Origin of the sequence: Pelagibacterium mangrovi, assembly GCF_036662815.1 — a bacterium.
GTDB classification, from domain to species: Bacteria; Pseudomonadota; Alphaproteobacteria; order Rhizobiales; family Devosiaceae; genus Pelagibacterium; species Pelagibacterium mangrovi.
Map to the genome: position 1 here is coordinate 110,406 of NZ_JBAFXA010000004.1, position 16,214 is coordinate 126,619.

Sequence of the window (16,214 nt, forward strand, 5' to 3'; positions counted from 1 at the left end):
GCCGCCCCATGCCTCATGGGGTACGCACCGCTAGTCGCGAGTGGAAGAGACAATGGCACGACGACAGCCGCAAAACCTCGATAGCCCCAACGGGCCCTTCCTCCCCTTCCGTCATCGGCACCTTCTCGGAATCGCCCAGCTCAATCCGGTCGAGATCATCGATCTGCTGGATCGCGCCGAGGCGATGATCCCGATATCGCGGCAGCGCAAGACGCTGCCGACGCTGGCCGGCAAGACGCAGATCAATCTGTTCTTCGAAAATTCCACCCGCACGCAGGCGAGCTTCGAGATCGCCGGCAAGCGGCTCGGCGCGACCGTCATGAACATGGCGGTCAGGACCTCGTCGGTGGCCAAGGGCGAGACGCTGGTCGATACCGCCGCGACGCTGAACGCCATGCAGCCCGACGCCATCGTGGTGCGGCACGGCTCGTCTGGGGCCGTCGAGCTGTTGAGCCAGAAGGTGGAATGCGCCGTGCTCAACGCCGGCGATGGCGCCCATGAGCACCCGACCCAGGCGCTGCTCGACGCGCTGACCATTCGGCGCCACAAGGGCCGCCTCAACGGGCTGACGGTGGCGATCTGCGGCGATATCGCCAATTCGCGCGTGGCCCGGTCCAATCTGATTCTTCTAGGCGCCATGCAGGCGCGGACGCGGGTGATCGCACCCCGCTCGCTGCTGCCGCGCGGCGTCGAACAGATGGCCTCCGAGGTGTTCACCGATATGAATGAGGGGCTGGAGGGCGTCGACGTCGTGATGATGCTGCGGCTCCAGAACGAGCGAGCCTCGGGCAAGCTCATTCCGTCGGTGCGCGAATATTACCGCTTTTACGGGCTGGATGCCGACAAGCTTGGCCGCGCCAATTCCGACGCGCTGGTCATGCATCCCGGTCCCATGAACCGCGGCGTCGAGATCGATCCGGCCATCGCCGACGGGCCGCAATCGGTGATTACCGAGCAGGTCGAGATGGGCGTGGCCGTGCGCATGGCCGTTCTCGATGCGCTGCTCAACAAGGAGACGGCCGGTGAATAAGCCGATCCTTATTGAAAACGCGCGCATCGTCGATCCGGCGACCAATACAGATTTCAAGGGCGCGCTTTTGATCGAGGGGGGTCGGATTGCGGACATGGCCGAGGGCGAAGCGCCCGGCGCTCCGGAAAAATCCCAGCGGATCGACGCGAAGGGAATGGTCCTTGCACCCGGCCTCATCGACATGCGCGTCTTTACCGGCGAACCCGGACACGAACACCGCGAGACGCTGAAGAGCGCCGGACGGGCAGCGGCGGCGGGCGGGGTCACTTCGATCGTCGTGATGCCCGACACCCAGCCGGTGATCGACGACGGCGCGCTGGTCGAATTCATCGCGCGCCATGCGCAAGCGGTCAGCGGCGTCAACGTCCTGCCCTCGGCGGCCATCACCAAGGGGATTGAGGGCAAGGATCTGACCGAGTTCGGCCTGCTCAAGGAAGCTGGCGCGGTATGCTTCACCGAGGGCCGCAAATCGCTGCAAAGCGCCGCCGTCATGCGCTCGGCGATGGTCTATGCCACCAATTTCGACATGCCGATCGTCCATTTGCCGGCTGAGGCGAACCTGGTTTCGGACGGCGTGATGAACGCCGGGCCGCTGGCGACCTTCCGGGGACTCAAGGGCATTTCGGCGGAAGCCGAGACCATTCCGCTCGACCGCGACCTGCAATTGGCGCTGGCGACCGGCGCCCGTTATCACGCGGCGGCGATTTCGACGGCGCGCGCCGCCGAGCTCGGGGCTTTCTACAAGCAACGCAGCAAGGCGATCTCCGTGGGCGTTTCGATCAACAATCTCTGTCTCAACGAGAACGACATCGGTTCCTACCGGACCTTTTTCAAGCTCAACCCACCGCTGCGCACGGAAGACGATCGAATGGCGTTGGTCGAAGCGTTGAAGGCCGGGGTTATCGACGTGATCGTCTCCGATCACGATCCGCAGGATTCCGAAGGCAAGCGGCAGCCCTTTGCCGACGCGGCGACCGGGGCCATCGGGCTGGAAACACTGCTTTCCGCCGCGCTGCGCCTTGTCCATTCGGGCGATGTCGACCTGATGACGGTCCTGCGCGCCATGACGGCGCGGCCCGCCGAAATCCTGGGATTGCAGGCCGGGCGCATCGCCAAGGGCGCCAAGGCCGATCTGTGCCTTTTCGATCCGGACTATCCCTGGGTCGTGGAGGAGGCTAGACTTCGCTCGCGTTCGACGAACACGACCTTCGAGAACGCTCGCATGACCGGCAAGGTCATGGCGACGCTGGTTGGGGGAAATATCGTTCATAGAGAGGAAGGCTTCGCATGATCCAGTATGCGCTGGCCGTGGTAATTGGATATCTGCTTGGCTCGGTCCCCTTCGGGGTGATCGCCACGAGGCTGGCAGGGCTTGGCGACGTGCGCTCGATCGGCTCGGGCAATATCGGCGCGACCAACGTGCTGCGCACCGGCCGTCGCGATCTTGCGGCGCTGACACTGGTCTGCGACGCGGGCAAAGGCGCCCTTGCGGTTGCCGTGGCCGGCTGGCTGTGGGGCTATGAGGCGGCGCTTTTCGCCGGCGTCGCGGCGTTCATCGGCCATATTTTCCCAGTCTGGCTGGGTTTCAAGGGGGGCAAGGGTGTAGCGACCTATATCGGCATCCTCCTGGCCCTCGATTGGGTCATCGGACTGATCTTTTGCGCGGTCTGGCTGCTGATTGCCTTCGCCCAGCGCTATTCGTCGCTCGCCGCGCTGACAGCGGCGGCCACCGCGCCGATGTTCGCCTTTGCGTTCTCCGGCCCGCAATTGACCTGGGCGACCTTCGTATTGTCCATCGCGCTGTTCATCACCCATCGCGAAAACATCAAGCGGCTGATAGCAGGGACTGAAAGCAAGATCGGCGACAAGAAACCAACCGAACAGGTCTAGGATCGACCGACAGATGACGCGCTCTCCCCTTACTCCGGCCCAGCGCGTCAGTTGGCTTCGCCTCATCCGCGCCGACAATGTCGGCCCCGCCACGTTCCGCACGCTCGTCAACCGCTTCGGCTCGGCCGAGGCCGCGCTGGACGCCCTGCCCCATCTCGCCCGGCGTGGCGGCGGGCGGCAGGTGACCATTCCGACGCTGGCCGAAGCCGAGGACGAAATCGCGCGGATGGAGGCTGTAGGGGCGCGGCTGGTAACGATCAACGATGCCGACTATCCTCCGCATCTGCACCATATCGCCGGTCCGCCGCCGGTGCTGACGATCATGGGCGGGGAGGCTCATGCCAACAAGCGCGCGGTGGGCATCGTGGGGGCGCGAAACGCCTCGGCGGCCGGGCGCCGCATGGCCCAGCTCCTGGCCACCGATCTGGGGCGAGAGGGTTATACGATCGTCTCCGGCCTGGCGCGGGGAATCGACGCGGCGGCTCATCAGGCATCGCTGGATACAGGAACCATCGCCGTCATGGCGGGTGGTCTGGACCGCATTTATCCGCACGAGAATTTGGGGCTGGCCCAAGCGGTCGTCGACGCCGGAGGCACGCTGCTCACCGAAATGCCGATGGGCTGGGAGCCGCGAGCGCGGGATTTTCCGCGCCGGAACCGGCTCGTTGCGGGAATTTCTCTCGGCGTGGTGATTGTCGAAGCGGCCAAACGGTCGGGATCGCTGATCACGGCGCGGCTGGCGCTGGAACAGAATCGCGAGGTTTTCGCGGTGCCAGGCTCGCCGCTCGATGCGCGGGCCGAAGGCGGCAATCATCTGATCCAGCAAGGGGCGCGGCTGGTCACGGGAGCGCATGATATCATCGCCGAACTCACCCACGCCGATCCGGCCCGCCTGCCGCTGTTCGAGAATGAGGATGCCCATCCGGCCTCTCTCGAATCCGCCGACCCCACCGAGGACGAACGCGGCCTTCTGCTCACGGCGCTGAGCCATGCGCCGACGGCGACCGACATGCTGATCGAGGCCACGGGCATTTCGGCGCCGGCCATGCAAATCCTTTTGCTCGAACTCGAGCTGGCCGGGCGGATCGAGCGTTCAGCGGGGCAGCAATTCGCTTTGCGGGTCTGATTTTACCGGGCGATAGTTATCCCCCAAACTCTCTCGCGGACCTGCTGCGATTGACAGAACGGAACGTTATCACCATTTTGCGCGGACCTTGAGGGCGGGCGTTCGCCGCCCTATCTCCCCGGTTCAAGGCCATTTCTCTTTTAGTCGCGGAGCCTTTTCAGGCATGAAAGTCGTCATCGTCGAAAGCCCGGCCAAGGCAAAAACCATCAACAAATATCTGGGCAAGGACTTCGAGGTTCTCGCCAGCTTTGGCCACGTGCGCGATCTGCCTGCCAAGGACGGATCGGTGCGCCCCGACGAAGATTTCGCCATGAGCTGGGAGGTCGATTCCCAGTCCAAGAAACGGCTGGCCGACATCACCCGCGCGCTCAAGGGCGCCGACGAACTGATTCTGGCGACTGACCCTGATCGCGAGGGTGAGGCAATCTCCTGGCACCTGCTCGACGCCCTCAAGGACAAGAAGGCGATCAAGAAGGATTTGCCGGTCAAGCGCGTGGTGTTCAACGCCATCACCAAGGACGCGGTGACCGAGGCGATGAAAAAGCCGCGCGATATCGATGCGCCGCTGGTCGATGCCTATCTGGCGCGCCGGGCGCTCGACTATCTCGTGGGTTTCACGCTTTCCCCCATCCTGTGGCGTAAGCTGCCCGGCTCACGCTCGGCGGGGCGCGTGCAGTCGGTGGCGCTGCGGTTGGTGACCGAGCGGGAGGAAGAGATCGAGCGCTTCAAGCCGCAGGAATACTGGAGCGTGGCGCCGACGCTCAACCAGTCCGGCAAGAGCTTCGTGACACGGCTTTATTCGGTCGATGGCGACAAGACCGACAAGCTGGCGATCAAGACCGGGGAAGACGCCGAGGCGCTGAAAGCCGCTATCGAAAAGGGCAATTTCAAGGTTGCCAATGTCGAGCGTAAGCCGACCAAGCGGAACCCCTACGCCCCGTTCACGACCTCGACGCTGCAGCAGGACGCGTCGTCGCGACTCTCGCTGTCCCCCTCGCGGACGATGCAGATCGCCCAGCGCTTATATGAGGACGGACTTATAACCTATATGCGAACCGACGCCGTGCAGATGGCGCCCGAGGCGATCGAAGCGGCCCGGCGCGTAATCGGCAAGGAGTTCGGGCCCGAATACGTGCCGGAAAAGCCGCGCCTCTACCAGACCAAGGCCAAGAACGCGCAGGAAGCCCACGAGGCGATCCGCCCGACCGATCTTGGCAAGCATCCCGACACACTGCGCAACATCGATCCCGACCAGCACAAACTCTATCAACTGATCTGGCGGCGTGCGCTGGCCAGCCAGATGCGCTCGGCGGAAATCGAGCGGACCACCGCCGATATCGATGTGCTGGCGGCGGGGCGCGCGATCGCGCTGCGCGCTACCGGCTCGGTCGTGACCTTCCCCGGTTTCCTCGGCGTCTATGGCGTCGAAAAGACCGACGAGGACGATGAGGACGGACTCGATCTGCCCGCGCTCAAGGTCGGCGATACGCCCGCGCTCGAAAAGGTCGATATCGAGCAGCACTTCACCCAGCCGCCTGCCCGCTATACCGAAGCCAGCCTCATCAAGAAGATGGAAGAGCTGGGTATCGGGCGACCTTCCACTTATGCGGCAACGCTGGGTACGCTCAAGGACCGCGACTATATCCGCCTCGATAAACGCGCCATCGTGCCCGAGGATCGCGGGCGGCTGGTCACGGCGTTCCTGCAGAGCTTTTTCACCAAATATGTCGAATACGGTTTTACCGCCGGACTCGAAGAAGAGCTCGACGAGATTTCGGCGGGCGAGATCGACTACAAGGAAGTGCTGCGGCGCTTCTGGAAGGATTTTTCCCATCAGGCCGAAGAGATCAAGGACCTGCGGGTTTCCGAAGTTCTCGACGCCCTCAACGAGCTTTTGGGCCACCACATCTTCCCGCCCAAGGCCGACGGCTCCGACCCGCGCCTGTGCCCGACCTGCGGCACCGGCCAGCTCTCGCTGAAACTGGGCAAGTACGGCGCCTTTATCGGCTGCTCGAACTATCCCGAATGCCGGCACACCCAGCAACTGGCCGAAAGCGCCACCGGCCAGGCGTCCGAGGCTGCTGCCGGCGATGGCGTGCTGGGCGCCGATCCGGAAACCGGTGCGGAAATCTATCTCAAGACCGGCCGTTTCGGCCCCTATGTGCAGCTTGGCGAGGATGCCAAGGACGCCAAGCGCTCCAGCCTGCCCCGTGGCTGGAACGCGGCTGACATGGACCTCGAAAAGGCAATCAAGCTGCTCTCGCTGCCGCGCGAGGTGGGTGCCCACCCCGAGGACGGCAAGCCGATTACGGCGGGGATCGGCCGCTACGGGCCGTTCGTGCTCCATGAGGGCACCTACGCCAATCTTCCCGATGTGGAAGAAGTGTTCTCGGTGGGCCTCAACCGCGCGGTGGACCTGCTGGCCCAGAAAAGGGCCGGTGGTGGACGAGGCGGTCGCGGCGCGGCAGCCGCCGCTATCCAGACCTTCGCCCATGATGACGGCCCGATAACGGTTCGCTCGGGACGCTACGGGCCCTATGTCAATCAGGGCAAGGTCAACGCGACCCTGCCGCGCGACCTGCCGCCTGAGAGCGTGACCTTGGAAAAGGCGCTGGAACTCATCGCCGCCAAGGCGGGTTCAAAAGGCAAGACGACCAAAGCGAAAGCCAAGCCCAAGGCAGCGGCCAAAGCAAAGGCGACCCCCAAAACCAAGGCGACGGCCAAGAAGAAAGCCGAAGCTTAAAGGACGAAAATGGCCAAACGCGAAGTCTCCCCATCCAAGGCTCCTGCCCCGCGCAAGAGCCGGCGTTCGGCCAGTTTCACCCCCGGCGAACTCCCCAGCCGGGAGGCCATTCTCGAAGCGATCGCCGATTTCCCCGAAATCAATTCCAAGCGCGAGATCGCCCGGCATTTCAATATCAAGGGCGATGACCGCGTCGCGCTCAAGGTGCTGCTGCGCGATATGGAAAAGGAAGGCCTTCTGGCGCGCAAGCGCAAGGAACTCCGCCCGGTCGGCGAGCTGCCGGCGGTCACGGTGCTGGACATTCCTTCCGATGCCGACCCCGACGATCTCTATGCTTTCCCGGCCAAATGGGATGAGGAAGACGGCGAAAAGCCCCGCGTGGCGGTGACTGTGGGCAAGGACGCACGCGTGGCCCCGGCGCCGGGCGACCGCATTCTCGCCCGCATCCAGCGCGAGGGCGGCGTGGTGCCGGTCTATACGGCCCGCCCGATGAAGGTGCTGGACAAGCCGCGCAAGGCCGATCTGGGCATTGTCCGCATGGATGACGACGGCGCGCGTCTGGTGCCCATCGAGCGCAAGGCGCGCGAGATGCGTATTTCCGCCGGCGATCTGGGCGAGGCCAAGGATGGCGATCTCGTCGAGGTCGAGGTGACCGTTTCGGGCCGGCTGATGATTCCGCGCGCCAAGGTGGTGAGCGTCGTCGGCAACCCGCAATCGGAAGGCGCGGTCAGTCTGATCGCGCTGCATTCCCTCGATATCCCCTATCGCTTCCCCGCCTCGGTGCTCACGGAGGCCAAGGAAGCCCAGGAAGCAACGCTCAAGGGACGCGAGGACTGGCGCGACATTCCGCTCGTCACCATCGATCCGGCGGACGCCAAGGACCATGACGACGCCGTTCATGCCGAGCCCGACACCGATCCGAACAATCCCGGCGGCTTCATCATCCGGGTGGGGATCGCGGACGTCGCCTATTACGTCCGCACCGGGTCGGCGATGGATCGCGAGGCATTCCTGCGCGGCAATTCGGTCTATTTCCCCGATCGCGTGGTGCCGATGCTGCCCGAGCGCATTTCCAACGATCTGTGCTCCCTGCGCGAAGGCGAGAACCGGGCATCGATGGCGCTGCGGATCGTCATCGACGCCGAAGGCAACAAGAAGAGCCATTCGTTCCACCGCGTGATGATGCGCTCGGCCGCAAAGCTGAGCTACCAGCAAGCCCAGGCCGCGATCGACGGCGACCCCGACGACAAGTCCGGGCCGCTGCTCGAACCCGTTCTCAAGCCGCTCTGGGCCGCTTATGCAGCCTTGGCCAAGGCCCGCGACCGCCGTGGTCCGCTGGCACTGGACCTGCCCGAGCGGCGCATCCGGCTCGATGAGAACGGCATGGTCAAGGACGTGTACGTGCCCGACCGCCTCGAAGCGCACAAGCTGATCGAGGAGATGATGATCCTCTCCAACGTGTGCGCCGCAGAGACGCTGGAAAAGCACAAGGTGCCCCTGCTCTACCGCGTCCATGATGCGCCGAGCCGGGAAAAGATCGTCGCGCTGGGCGAGTTCCTGAAATCGCTCGACCTGCCGGTTCCGCGCAGCGAGTCGCTGCGGCCCAGGGATTTCAACCAGATCCTGTTCCGCGCCGAAAAGGCCGACAAGAGCCAGCAGGTCAATGAGATGGTGCTGCGCAGCCAGGCGCAGGCCGAATATGCGCCGGGCAATTACGGCCACTACGGGCTCAACCTCGACCGCTATGCACACTTCACCTCGCCCATTCGCCGATATTCGGATTTGATCGTCCACCGCGCCCTGATCCGGGCGCTCGATCTGGGCGACGATGGGCTGACGGGAGCAGAAGAGCATCGGCTGGGCGCAATCGGCGAGCACATATCGGCGACCGAACGCCGGGCGATGGCCGCCGAACGGGAAACCTCCGACCGGCTTTTGGCCCAATATCTGGCCGCCCATATCGGCGCGCGCTTCAGAGGAACGATTTCCGGACTGGTCGGCGCCGGGCTGTTCGTGCGGCTCGATGAAACCGGCGCCGATGGATTCGTACCCGTGTCCACGCTGGGGCAGGATTATTTCCGCTATTTCGAGGACCAGCAGGCGCTGATCGGCGAACGCACCGGCGAGCGGTTCAGAATCGGCGACAAGGTCGACGTGCGACTGCTTGAAGCAGCGCCGATGGCTGGCGCGTTGCGATTCGAAGTTTTATCTGAGGGCGAACGGGTAAAGGCACCCGGCCCGGGCCGTGGACGCCGGAACGTCAAGGGTAAACCCGCGCCGCGCGGACGCCGCGCAAGGAAGTAGCACATGCCGGTTACCGATCTGAGATTGAGGCCAGCGCGCCCGCTTTGGCCCGCCATGCTCAAGGGCATGAAGTGCCGTTGTCCCAATTGCGGGCAAGGCAAGCTGTTTTCGCGGTACCTCAAGGTCGTCGACCAATGCGATGTTTGCGGAACCGAGTTGTTCCACCACCGCGCCGACGACGCCCCGCCCTATCTGGTGGTCACGATTGTCGGCCACATCGCGGTGGGAGCGGTGCTGCACATGGAAATGAGCTCGACGCCGCTCCCTCCTCTCACTTATCTCTGGATCATGATTCCGCTGATCATCATCTCGTCCCTCGTCCTGCTCCCGGTCATCAAGGGCGCGATCGTCGGATTGCAATGGTCGCGCTATATGCACGGCTTCGATCCGGCCGGCATCGATGATGAATTCGAGAGCAACGGCTACTCCTGACGCGCTTGACTTTTGGCGCGAAATGCATAGTTTGCGCCCAACTCATTTTCGAGCCGTGCGCAGATCCGTCGCGCGGCCTGTTTGTTTAAAAGGCTACCCGCGATGGCAAAGTCCAACACGATCAAGATCAAGCTGGTTTCGACCGCCGACACCGGCTTCTACTACGTGACCAAGAAGAACACCCGCACCGCGACCGAAAAGCTTGCCTTCCGCAAGTACGATCCCGTTGCGCGCAAGCACGTCGAATTCAAGGAAGCCAAGATCAAGTAATTCTGCTTGATCTGGAGCGCTTCCAGAAAAAGTGGATACCACTTTTTCGGTTCGGAAGCGCGACAATACACAAAGCACCGAAAGAAAAGCCCCGCCTTCGAGCGGGGCTTTTCTTTATGCGCAAGGCGGTTGGATTGCCGCCGAATGTGGCTGACCCGGCCCCGGTTGTCGAAGAGGCCACTCTTGCCCGAAGCCGAGCCAGCCGCCCTACGGAACAGGAGTTGCGGCGGACCTGAAAACCGTAGGGTTTGGGTGAACGGATTTATGCGTTTCGCGTCCGTTTCTGTGCCTGGACACTACTCTCCGGGCGGAAAAACGCCAAGCGTTCCGGGCGCTTTCGCCGTCGGATTTGACATTAATAATGAAAGGTTAACCTTACCGCCCAGCCGAAACTAGGCCGCGTCGTAAACAACGCGGTTGCGGCCGGTTCGCTTGGCGCGATAGAGCGCCACATCGGCGCGCTTGGTCACCGATTCCGGAGTATCGTTTTCCCGCTCGTTGAGCGCCAGCCCGACGCTGACCGTGATCTTGAGCGGCTTGTCGAGCCCCACATTGAACCCCTCGTCGCAAACCGCGCTGCGAACGCGCTCGGCAACGCCCTGCGCCTGCCCCATATCGGTATCGGGCATGACCACCACGAACTCTTCTCCGCCGAAACGGCAGGCAAGATCGACGCCGCGAATATTGCGCTGCAGCCTGTTGGCGAACTCCTTGAGCACCGTGTCACCCACGTCATGCCCATAGGTATCGTTGACGGGCTTGAAGTAGTCGATATCGAGCAGCATCAGCGCCATGTCCCGGTCCTGCTCTTCGGCCTTGCCGAGAACCATGGCCAGATGCCGGTCGAAATAGCGGCGGTTGTAGAGGCCGGTCAGCTCGTCGATGACCGCCATGGCCATTGTCGAATTGAGGCTTTCGCGCAGTTCGACGGTGTAGCGCTGCCGGCGAATCTGGGTTTTGACGCGAGCGGAAAGCTCATGACGCTCGATGGGCCGCATGATGAAATCGTTGACGCCCAGATCGAGCGCCTTGACGATCTGCGATCGGTCCCGCTCCTCGGCGACGAGGATGATGGGAATCGACCGCGTCTGGTCAGCAGTGCGGATTTGCGAGCAGATGCGGAGCGGGTCGAAACCGTCCAGGGCCATCGAAACGATGGCCAGCTCGAACTCTCCCCCCGACATCTGGAACACCGCCTCGGCCGGTTCGGTAAGGATCGAAACCTTGTGCATGTCGCCAAGATGGCGCTCGATTCTCTCTGCCCTGCTCCGCTCCGTATCGACGATCAGAATGCGGCCGCCATCCACCCGCACGCCGTATTCCGAACGGCTGGCATCTTCCAGCGCGATCTGATGGCTGGTCCGGGAGCGGGCCCGCAATTCGTCACTGAGTCCCTTGAGGCGCACGAGGCTTTTGACCCGCGCCAGGAGTTGCATGTCATCGACGGGTTTGGTCAGGAAATCGTCGGCCCCCGCTTCAAGCCCGCGCACGCGGTCGGAGGGTTGGTCGAGCGCCGTGATCATCACGACGGGGATGTGAGCGGTCTGAGGGTCGTTCTTGAGAATTTGGCAGCAGGTAAAGCCGTCCATCTCGGGCATCATCACATCGAGCAGGATGATGTCGATATCCTCGCTGCGGCAGATCTCGATGGCCTGCGCCCCCGACGAAGCGGTGGCGACGTCGAAATATTCGGCGAGCAGCCGAGCCTCGAGCAATTTCACATTTGTGGGGATATCATCGACGATGAGCACTCGTGCGGTCACGGCGCGTCCTCTCGACCTGAAATGATAAAGTGATTGCTACCGGGCCTTGCCAATGTAGCTTTCAATGGTTTCCAAAAAGTGTGGCACGGAGATCGGCTTGGAGATGTAGCCTTCGCACCCCCCCTGCCGGATGCGCTCCTCGTCGCCTTTCATTGCGAAAGCGGTGACGGCGATGACCGGGATGGGGGCCAGGTCTTCGTCTTCCTTGAGCCATTTGGTGACCACCAGCCCGGAAACCTCCGGAAGCTGGATATCCATGAGGATCAGGTCGGGCCGGTGTTCGCGCGCAAGATCGAGCGCCTCCATCCCGTTGCGGGTCTGGATGGTGCGGTAGCCGCGGGATTCAAGCAGGTCATGGAAGAGCTTCATGTTGAGCTCATTGTCTTCCACGATCATCACGGTCTTGACCATGTCACCTCGCCCGGCACCGGTCGCGCGATGCTTTGAGTTGTCATTGCGTTGCGGTAACAGCAATATGTTACGAAACCAGAAATAAGCTGAGTCTGGCGATTGAGCGATAGGGTCGACACTGCCGAATTGCTTGCCGTTGGCGATGCCTGCCTGTCCTGGCTGGCCGCCGATGTGAACGAACTCGAGCGTTTCATGGCGCTCGCGGGTTATTCGCCCCAACGCCTGCGGGAATCGGTGGGCAGCAGGTCGCTGGCCGAAGGGCTCGTCGACTATTTCGGGCGCCACGAATCCCTTCTGCTCGCCATGTGCGCCAATGCCGGCATCGACGTCTCCCGGGTCATGCGCCTCTGGCACGGCCTCAACCCGCAGAGCTGAACGATGGCGACCGGCGGACATCTGTGCCGCGATTGCCTTGCCACGGGAGAAACCAGCGTGGCGCCGTCGCGCTGCCCCAAATGCGGCTCGCCGCGCGTCCTTCATCATGCCGAGCTGTTCTCGCTCTCGATCGCCCATATCGACTGCGACGCGTTTTATGCCTCGGTGGAAAAACGCGACGACCCGAGCCTGCTCGACAAGCCGCTGATCGTGGGCGGCGGGCAGCGCGGCGTGGTGGCGACCTGCTGCTACATCGCGCGCATGAGCGGCGTGCGCTCGGCGATGCCCATGTTCCAGGCGAAAAGACTGTGCCCCCAGGCGGTGGTCATCAAGCCCGACATGGCCAAATATGTCGGGGTGAGCCGCCAAATCCGCGCGCTGATGGATTCGCTGACCCCGCTGGTCCAGCCGCTTTCCATCGACGAGGCCTTTCTCGATCTTTCAGGGACGGAGAAGACGCACAAGGCGCCACCGGCGCTGACCCTGGCCCGCCTCGCTAAGCGGATCGAAGAGGATATCGGGGTCAACATCTCGATCGGGCTCTCTCACAACAAATTCCTCGCCAAGATCGCGTCCGAGATCGACAAGCCACGCGGATTTGCGGTGATCGGCAAGGCCGAAACCGTTTCCTACCTCGCCGACAAGCCGATAACCGTTATCTTCGGGGTGGGCAGGGTGATGGCGGAGACGTTGCGCAAGGATGGGCTGGTTACCATCGGGCAGCTTCAGGAGCGCTCGCCCGAAGATCTCATGCGCCGCTATGGCGAGATGGGCGCCCGCCTGGCCAAGCTGGCACGGGGCGAGGATTACCGGCGGGTCTCCAGCACGCGTGAGACCAAATCGGTCAGCACCGAAACCACGTTCTTCACCGACCTTTCCGATTTCGATTCGCTTTCCACCGCCCTGCTCTCCCTCAGTGAGCGACTGTCCGAACGGTTGAAGAAACAGGGGCTGGTCGGCGATACGATAACCGTCAAGCTCAAGACCGCCGGGTTCAAATCCCGCACCCGCGCGCAGCACATCATGCTGCCGACTCAATTGGCCACGACGCTTTATGAAACCGGCGTGCAATTGCTGGCGCGCGAAGTGGACGGCACCGCCTTTCGCCTGCTCGGGATCGGTGTTACCGGTCTCGAAGCGGCCGACGGCAGCGATCCGACCGATCTGATCGAGCCGGGCGTCGCGCGCAAGGCGGCGGCGGAGCGCGCCATGGACAGGGTTCGCGACCGGTTCGGGCGTGAGGCGCTGGTCCGGGGCAAGCTCTACCGCCGACCCAAGACCAAAGAGATCAAACCGGAGAGCGATGATGACGATCGACCAGAAACTCAATGATCTGGGCTACACCCTGCCCACCCCGGCGGCGCCTGCAGCCAGCTATGTGCCGGTGCGCCAATCCGGAAAGCTGCTCTATGTCTCGGGACAGATTTCCGCCGATGCGGATGGCGTCGTGAAGGGCCGGCTGGGCGATGGCACAGACGTTGCGGCGGGCCAGAAGGCCGCCGAGCTTTGCGCCGTCTCCATCCTGGCTCAGGTCAATCAGGTCACCGCGCTTGCCAACATCAAGGCGATCCAGAAACTGACCGTTCTCGTCGCCTCCACGCCCGATTTCAACGAGCAGCATCTGGTTGCCAACGGGGCTTCGGATTTGTTCATAAAACTGTTGGGTGACAAGGGTAAGCACGCCCGCGCCGCGTTCGGCGTGGCTTCCCTCCCCCTCGGCGCCGCCGTTGAAATCGACGCCATCATCGAGATCGAATAATCCATGGCCAATCCCCCGTTCGACCGTCCCATCGCCCATCGCGGACTGCATGACAGGGAACGGGGGATCATCGAGAACTCGCGCTCGGCCTTCGCCGCCGCCATCGAACGCGGATTCGGGATCGAGTGCGACCTCCAGCTTTCGGCCGACGGCGAGGCGATCGTCTTTCACGATGACGGCCTGGAACGGCTGGTGGGGCGAACCGGGCTCGTCCGCTCGCGACTGAGCGACGAGTTGATCGTCACTCCCTTGACCGGCAGCAGCAGCGCGGATTGCCCGCAGACGTTTTCCGAGATGCTCGCGCAGATCGCTGGTGCCGCGCCGCTGGTGGTCGAGGTCAAAAAGCAGGCCAACGCCAAAGACACCGACGCGCTTGCGGCCCGTGTCATGGAGTGCGTGAAAAGCTATCAGGGGCCGTTGGTCATCAAATCCTTCGACCCGCTGATGCTGATTGCGCTGCGTCGCGCGGGCTATACCGGGCCACTGGGGATCATCACCTATGGTTACGACAAGCCTGAATGGTATGGCGACATGCCGGCCGGCACGCGGTTCGTCCTGAGGCATTTGTTGCATTATCCAAGATCGCGATTCACCTTCATTTCCTGCGAACGCACGGCACTGGGCTTGCCGGCGGTGCGGTTGTTCCGGGCCTTGGGGTTCAAGGTGATGAGCTGGACGATCCGCTCGGAAACCGAGGCGGCCGATGCCCGACGCGGCGCGGATCAGATCGTCTTTGAGGGTTTTGATCCGGACGCCTGATAGTCGTTCCGCGAAATTTGCGGCAGCGCCCGTTCTACGATTGAATATACCGGCACGAATGCTGCATACTTGGAGCGTGCCTGCGCCGATCATGGCGGACAAATCTCGGTGAACGACCGGGACCGCGCCCTTACACCACCCGGCGACGAGGACTATTTCTACCAGACCAGTTGAATCGTCCGACCGCACCTTGGCAGACCAATCCGAAATCACGATCGCTATCCACCCCAGCACGGCGAGCATTCCAGCCCGAGTGTGGAATTCGCTCGCGTCGGGCGATGGGGCCAATCCCGGCAATCCGTTTCTCGACCACGCTTTCTTCCTCGCGCTCGAGGAAGCGGGCTGTGCCACGGCCCAAACCGGATGGCAGCCCCAGCATATCCTGATCTCGCGCGGCGATAGGCCAATCGGGATGATGCCGCTGTTCCTCAAATCGCACTCGATGGGCGAGTATGTCTTCGATCACGCCTGGGCCGACGCCATCGAACGGGCCGGCGGAAATTATTATCCCAAGCTCCAGTCCTCGGTGCCCTTTACCCCGGCAAGCGCGCCCAAGCTGCTCACGGCTGACGGGAGCGCCGATACGCGGACATTGCTGTTGCAGGCTGCCGAAGCGCTCGCGGAAAGGCTGGGGGCATCGTCAGTGCACGCCACCTTCGTGACCGATGAAGAGGAAGCCATCGCCGCGCAAGCCAACTGGCTGGTGCGCCACGATACGCAGTTTCATTGGACCAACGACGGGTTCGGCAATTTCGATCAGTTTCTCGACACTCTGCAATCGCGCAAGCGCAAGGCAATTCGGCGCGAGCGCCGCGAGGCGCTGATCGACGGGATCGCGTGCGAATGGATTACCGGCAGCGATCTGACCGAAGCCCATTGGGACGCATTCTATCAATTCTATATGGATACGGGGTCGCGCAAATGGGGCCGGCCATATCTGAACCGCGAGTTCTTCTCGCGCATTTCGGCGACAATGGCCGACAAAATTGTGCTGATGCTCGCCCGGGAAGGCTCCGAATACATCGCCGGCGCCTTGAATTTCCTTGGAGACGACACGCTCTATGGCCGCAACTGGGGGGCGATCAAGGACGTGCCGTTCCTGCATTTCGAGCTGTGCTACTATCAGGCCATCGATTTCGCCATCGCGCACGGATTGAAACGCGTCGAGGCAGGAGCGCAGGGGCAACACAAGCTGGCGCGCGGCTATGCCCCCGTGACGACGCGATCGATCCATCACATCGTTCATCCCGGGCTGCGGCGCGCGGTGGCGGACTATCTGGAGGACGAACGCCGGATGGTCGCCATGCAGAACGAAGAGCTGACCGACTATACCCCCTTCCGCAAAGGCTAGC

15 protein-coding genes are annotated in these 16,214 nt (G+C 62.9%); 13 read left to right on the top strand and 2 right to left on the bottom strand.

What is annotated here, in order from left to right; all coding sequences use genetic code 11:
- Window positions 1–52: 52 nt before the first annotated feature.
- From V4T21_RS08140 to rpmG, 8 genes are all read left to right on the top strand, one after another.
- The gene (locus V4T21_RS08140; protein ID WP_332715301.1) at window positions 53–1,030 is read left to right on the top strand and encodes an aspartate carbamoyltransferase catalytic subunit; all 978 of its coding nucleotides are present in this window, start codon (window positions 53–55) and stop codon (window positions 1,028–1,030) included.
- On the top strand, window positions 996–2,321 hold the full coding sequence (gene pyrC / locus V4T21_RS08145; RefSeq protein WP_332715303.1) for a dihydroorotase: 1,326 nt from the start codon (window positions 996–998) through the stop codon (window positions 2,319–2,321). The genes V4T21_RS08140 and pyrC overlap by 35 nt, the downstream gene beginning before the upstream one ends.
- Window positions 2,318–2,920 carry a glycerol-3-phosphate 1-O-acyltransferase PlsY gene (gene plsY / locus V4T21_RS08150; RefSeq protein ID WP_332715306.1) on the top strand — a complete coding sequence of 201 codons (603 nt, stop codon included), beginning with the start codon at window positions 2,318–2,320 and terminating at the stop codon, window positions 2,918–2,920. The genes pyrC and plsY overlap by 4 nt, the downstream gene beginning before the upstream one ends.
- 13 nt (window positions 2,921–2,933) lie before the next feature.
- Entirely contained in the window at window positions 2,934–4,046 is a 1,113-nt protein-coding gene (dprA, locus tag V4T21_RS08155) for a DNA-processing protein DprA (protein WP_332715308.1), read from the top strand.
- 163 nt (window positions 4,047–4,209) lie between these two features.
- Window positions 4,210–6,789, top strand: a complete 2,580-nt coding sequence (gene topA / locus V4T21_RS08160; RefSeq protein WP_332715310.1) for a type I DNA topoisomerase — start codon at window positions 4,210–4,212, stop codon at window positions 6,787–6,789.
- Window positions 6,790–6,798: 9 nt separating this feature from the next.
- Window positions 6,799–9,093 carry a ribonuclease R gene (rnr, locus tag V4T21_RS08165; RefSeq protein ID WP_332715312.1) on the top strand — a complete coding sequence of 765 codons (2,295 nt, stop codon included), beginning with the start codon at window positions 6,799–6,801 and terminating at the stop codon, window positions 9,091–9,093.
- A gap of 3 nt (window positions 9,094–9,096) precedes the next feature.
- Window positions 9,097–9,525 carry a DUF983 domain-containing protein gene (locus V4T21_RS08170; protein ID WP_332715315.1) on the top strand — a complete coding sequence of 143 codons (429 nt, stop codon included), beginning with the start codon at window positions 9,097–9,099 and terminating at the stop codon, window positions 9,523–9,525.
- 102 nt (window positions 9,526–9,627) lie between these two features.
- Entirely contained in the window at window positions 9,628–9,795 is a 168-nt protein-coding gene (gene rpmG, locus V4T21_RS08175; RefSeq protein WP_332715316.1) for a 50S ribosomal protein L33, read from the top strand.
- A 392-nt stretch (window positions 9,796–10,187) separates the two neighbouring features.
- Here rpmG and V4T21_RS08180 read toward each other — a convergent pair whose 3' ends face one another.
- Entirely contained in the window at window positions 10,188–11,558 is a 1,371-nt protein-coding gene (locus tag V4T21_RS08180) for a PleD family two-component system response regulator (RefSeq protein WP_332715317.1), read from the bottom strand.
- A 36-nt stretch (window positions 11,559–11,594) separates the two neighbouring features.
- The gene (locus tag V4T21_RS08185; RefSeq protein WP_332715319.1) at window positions 11,595–11,969 is read right to left on the bottom strand and encodes a response regulator; all 375 of its coding nucleotides are present in this window, start codon (window positions 11,967–11,969) and stop codon (window positions 11,595–11,597) included.
- Between the two features lie 99 nt (window positions 11,970–12,068).
- Between V4T21_RS08185 and V4T21_RS08190 the strand changes: the two genes are divergently transcribed.
- The 5 genes from V4T21_RS08190 (at window position 12,069) to V4T21_RS08210 (ending at window position 16,213) form a co-directional block, all read left to right on the top strand.
- Complete coding sequence (locus V4T21_RS08190; protein ID WP_332715322.1) at window positions 12,069–12,344, top strand: DUF3572 family protein; 276 nt, start codon at window positions 12,069–12,071, stop codon at window positions 12,342–12,344.
- A 3-nt stretch (window positions 12,345–12,347) separates the two neighbouring features.
- The gene (locus V4T21_RS08195) at window positions 12,348–13,676 is read left to right on the top strand and encodes a DNA polymerase IV (protein WP_332715324.1); all 1,329 of its coding nucleotides are present in this window, start codon (window positions 12,348–12,350) and stop codon (window positions 13,674–13,676) included.
- Window positions 13,651–14,103, top strand: coding sequence for a RidA family protein (locus tag V4T21_RS08200; RefSeq protein ID WP_332715326.1), 453 nt, complete (start codon window positions 13,651–13,653; stop codon window positions 14,101–14,103). Before V4T21_RS08195 ends, V4T21_RS08200 begins: the two co-directional genes overlap by 26 nt.
- A 3-nt stretch (window positions 14,104–14,106) precedes the next feature.
- Window positions 14,107–14,862: a glycerophosphodiester phosphodiesterase family protein gene (locus V4T21_RS08205; RefSeq protein WP_332715329.1), complete on the top strand. Its 756-nt coding sequence runs from the start codon at window positions 14,107–14,109 to the stop codon at window positions 14,860–14,862.
- A 190-nt stretch (window positions 14,863–15,052) separates the two neighbouring features.
- Window positions 15,053–16,213, top strand: coding sequence for a GNAT family N-acetyltransferase (locus V4T21_RS08210; protein WP_332715331.1), 1,161 nt, complete (start codon window positions 15,053–15,055; stop codon window positions 16,211–16,213).
- Window position 16,214 lies beyond the last annotated feature (1 nt).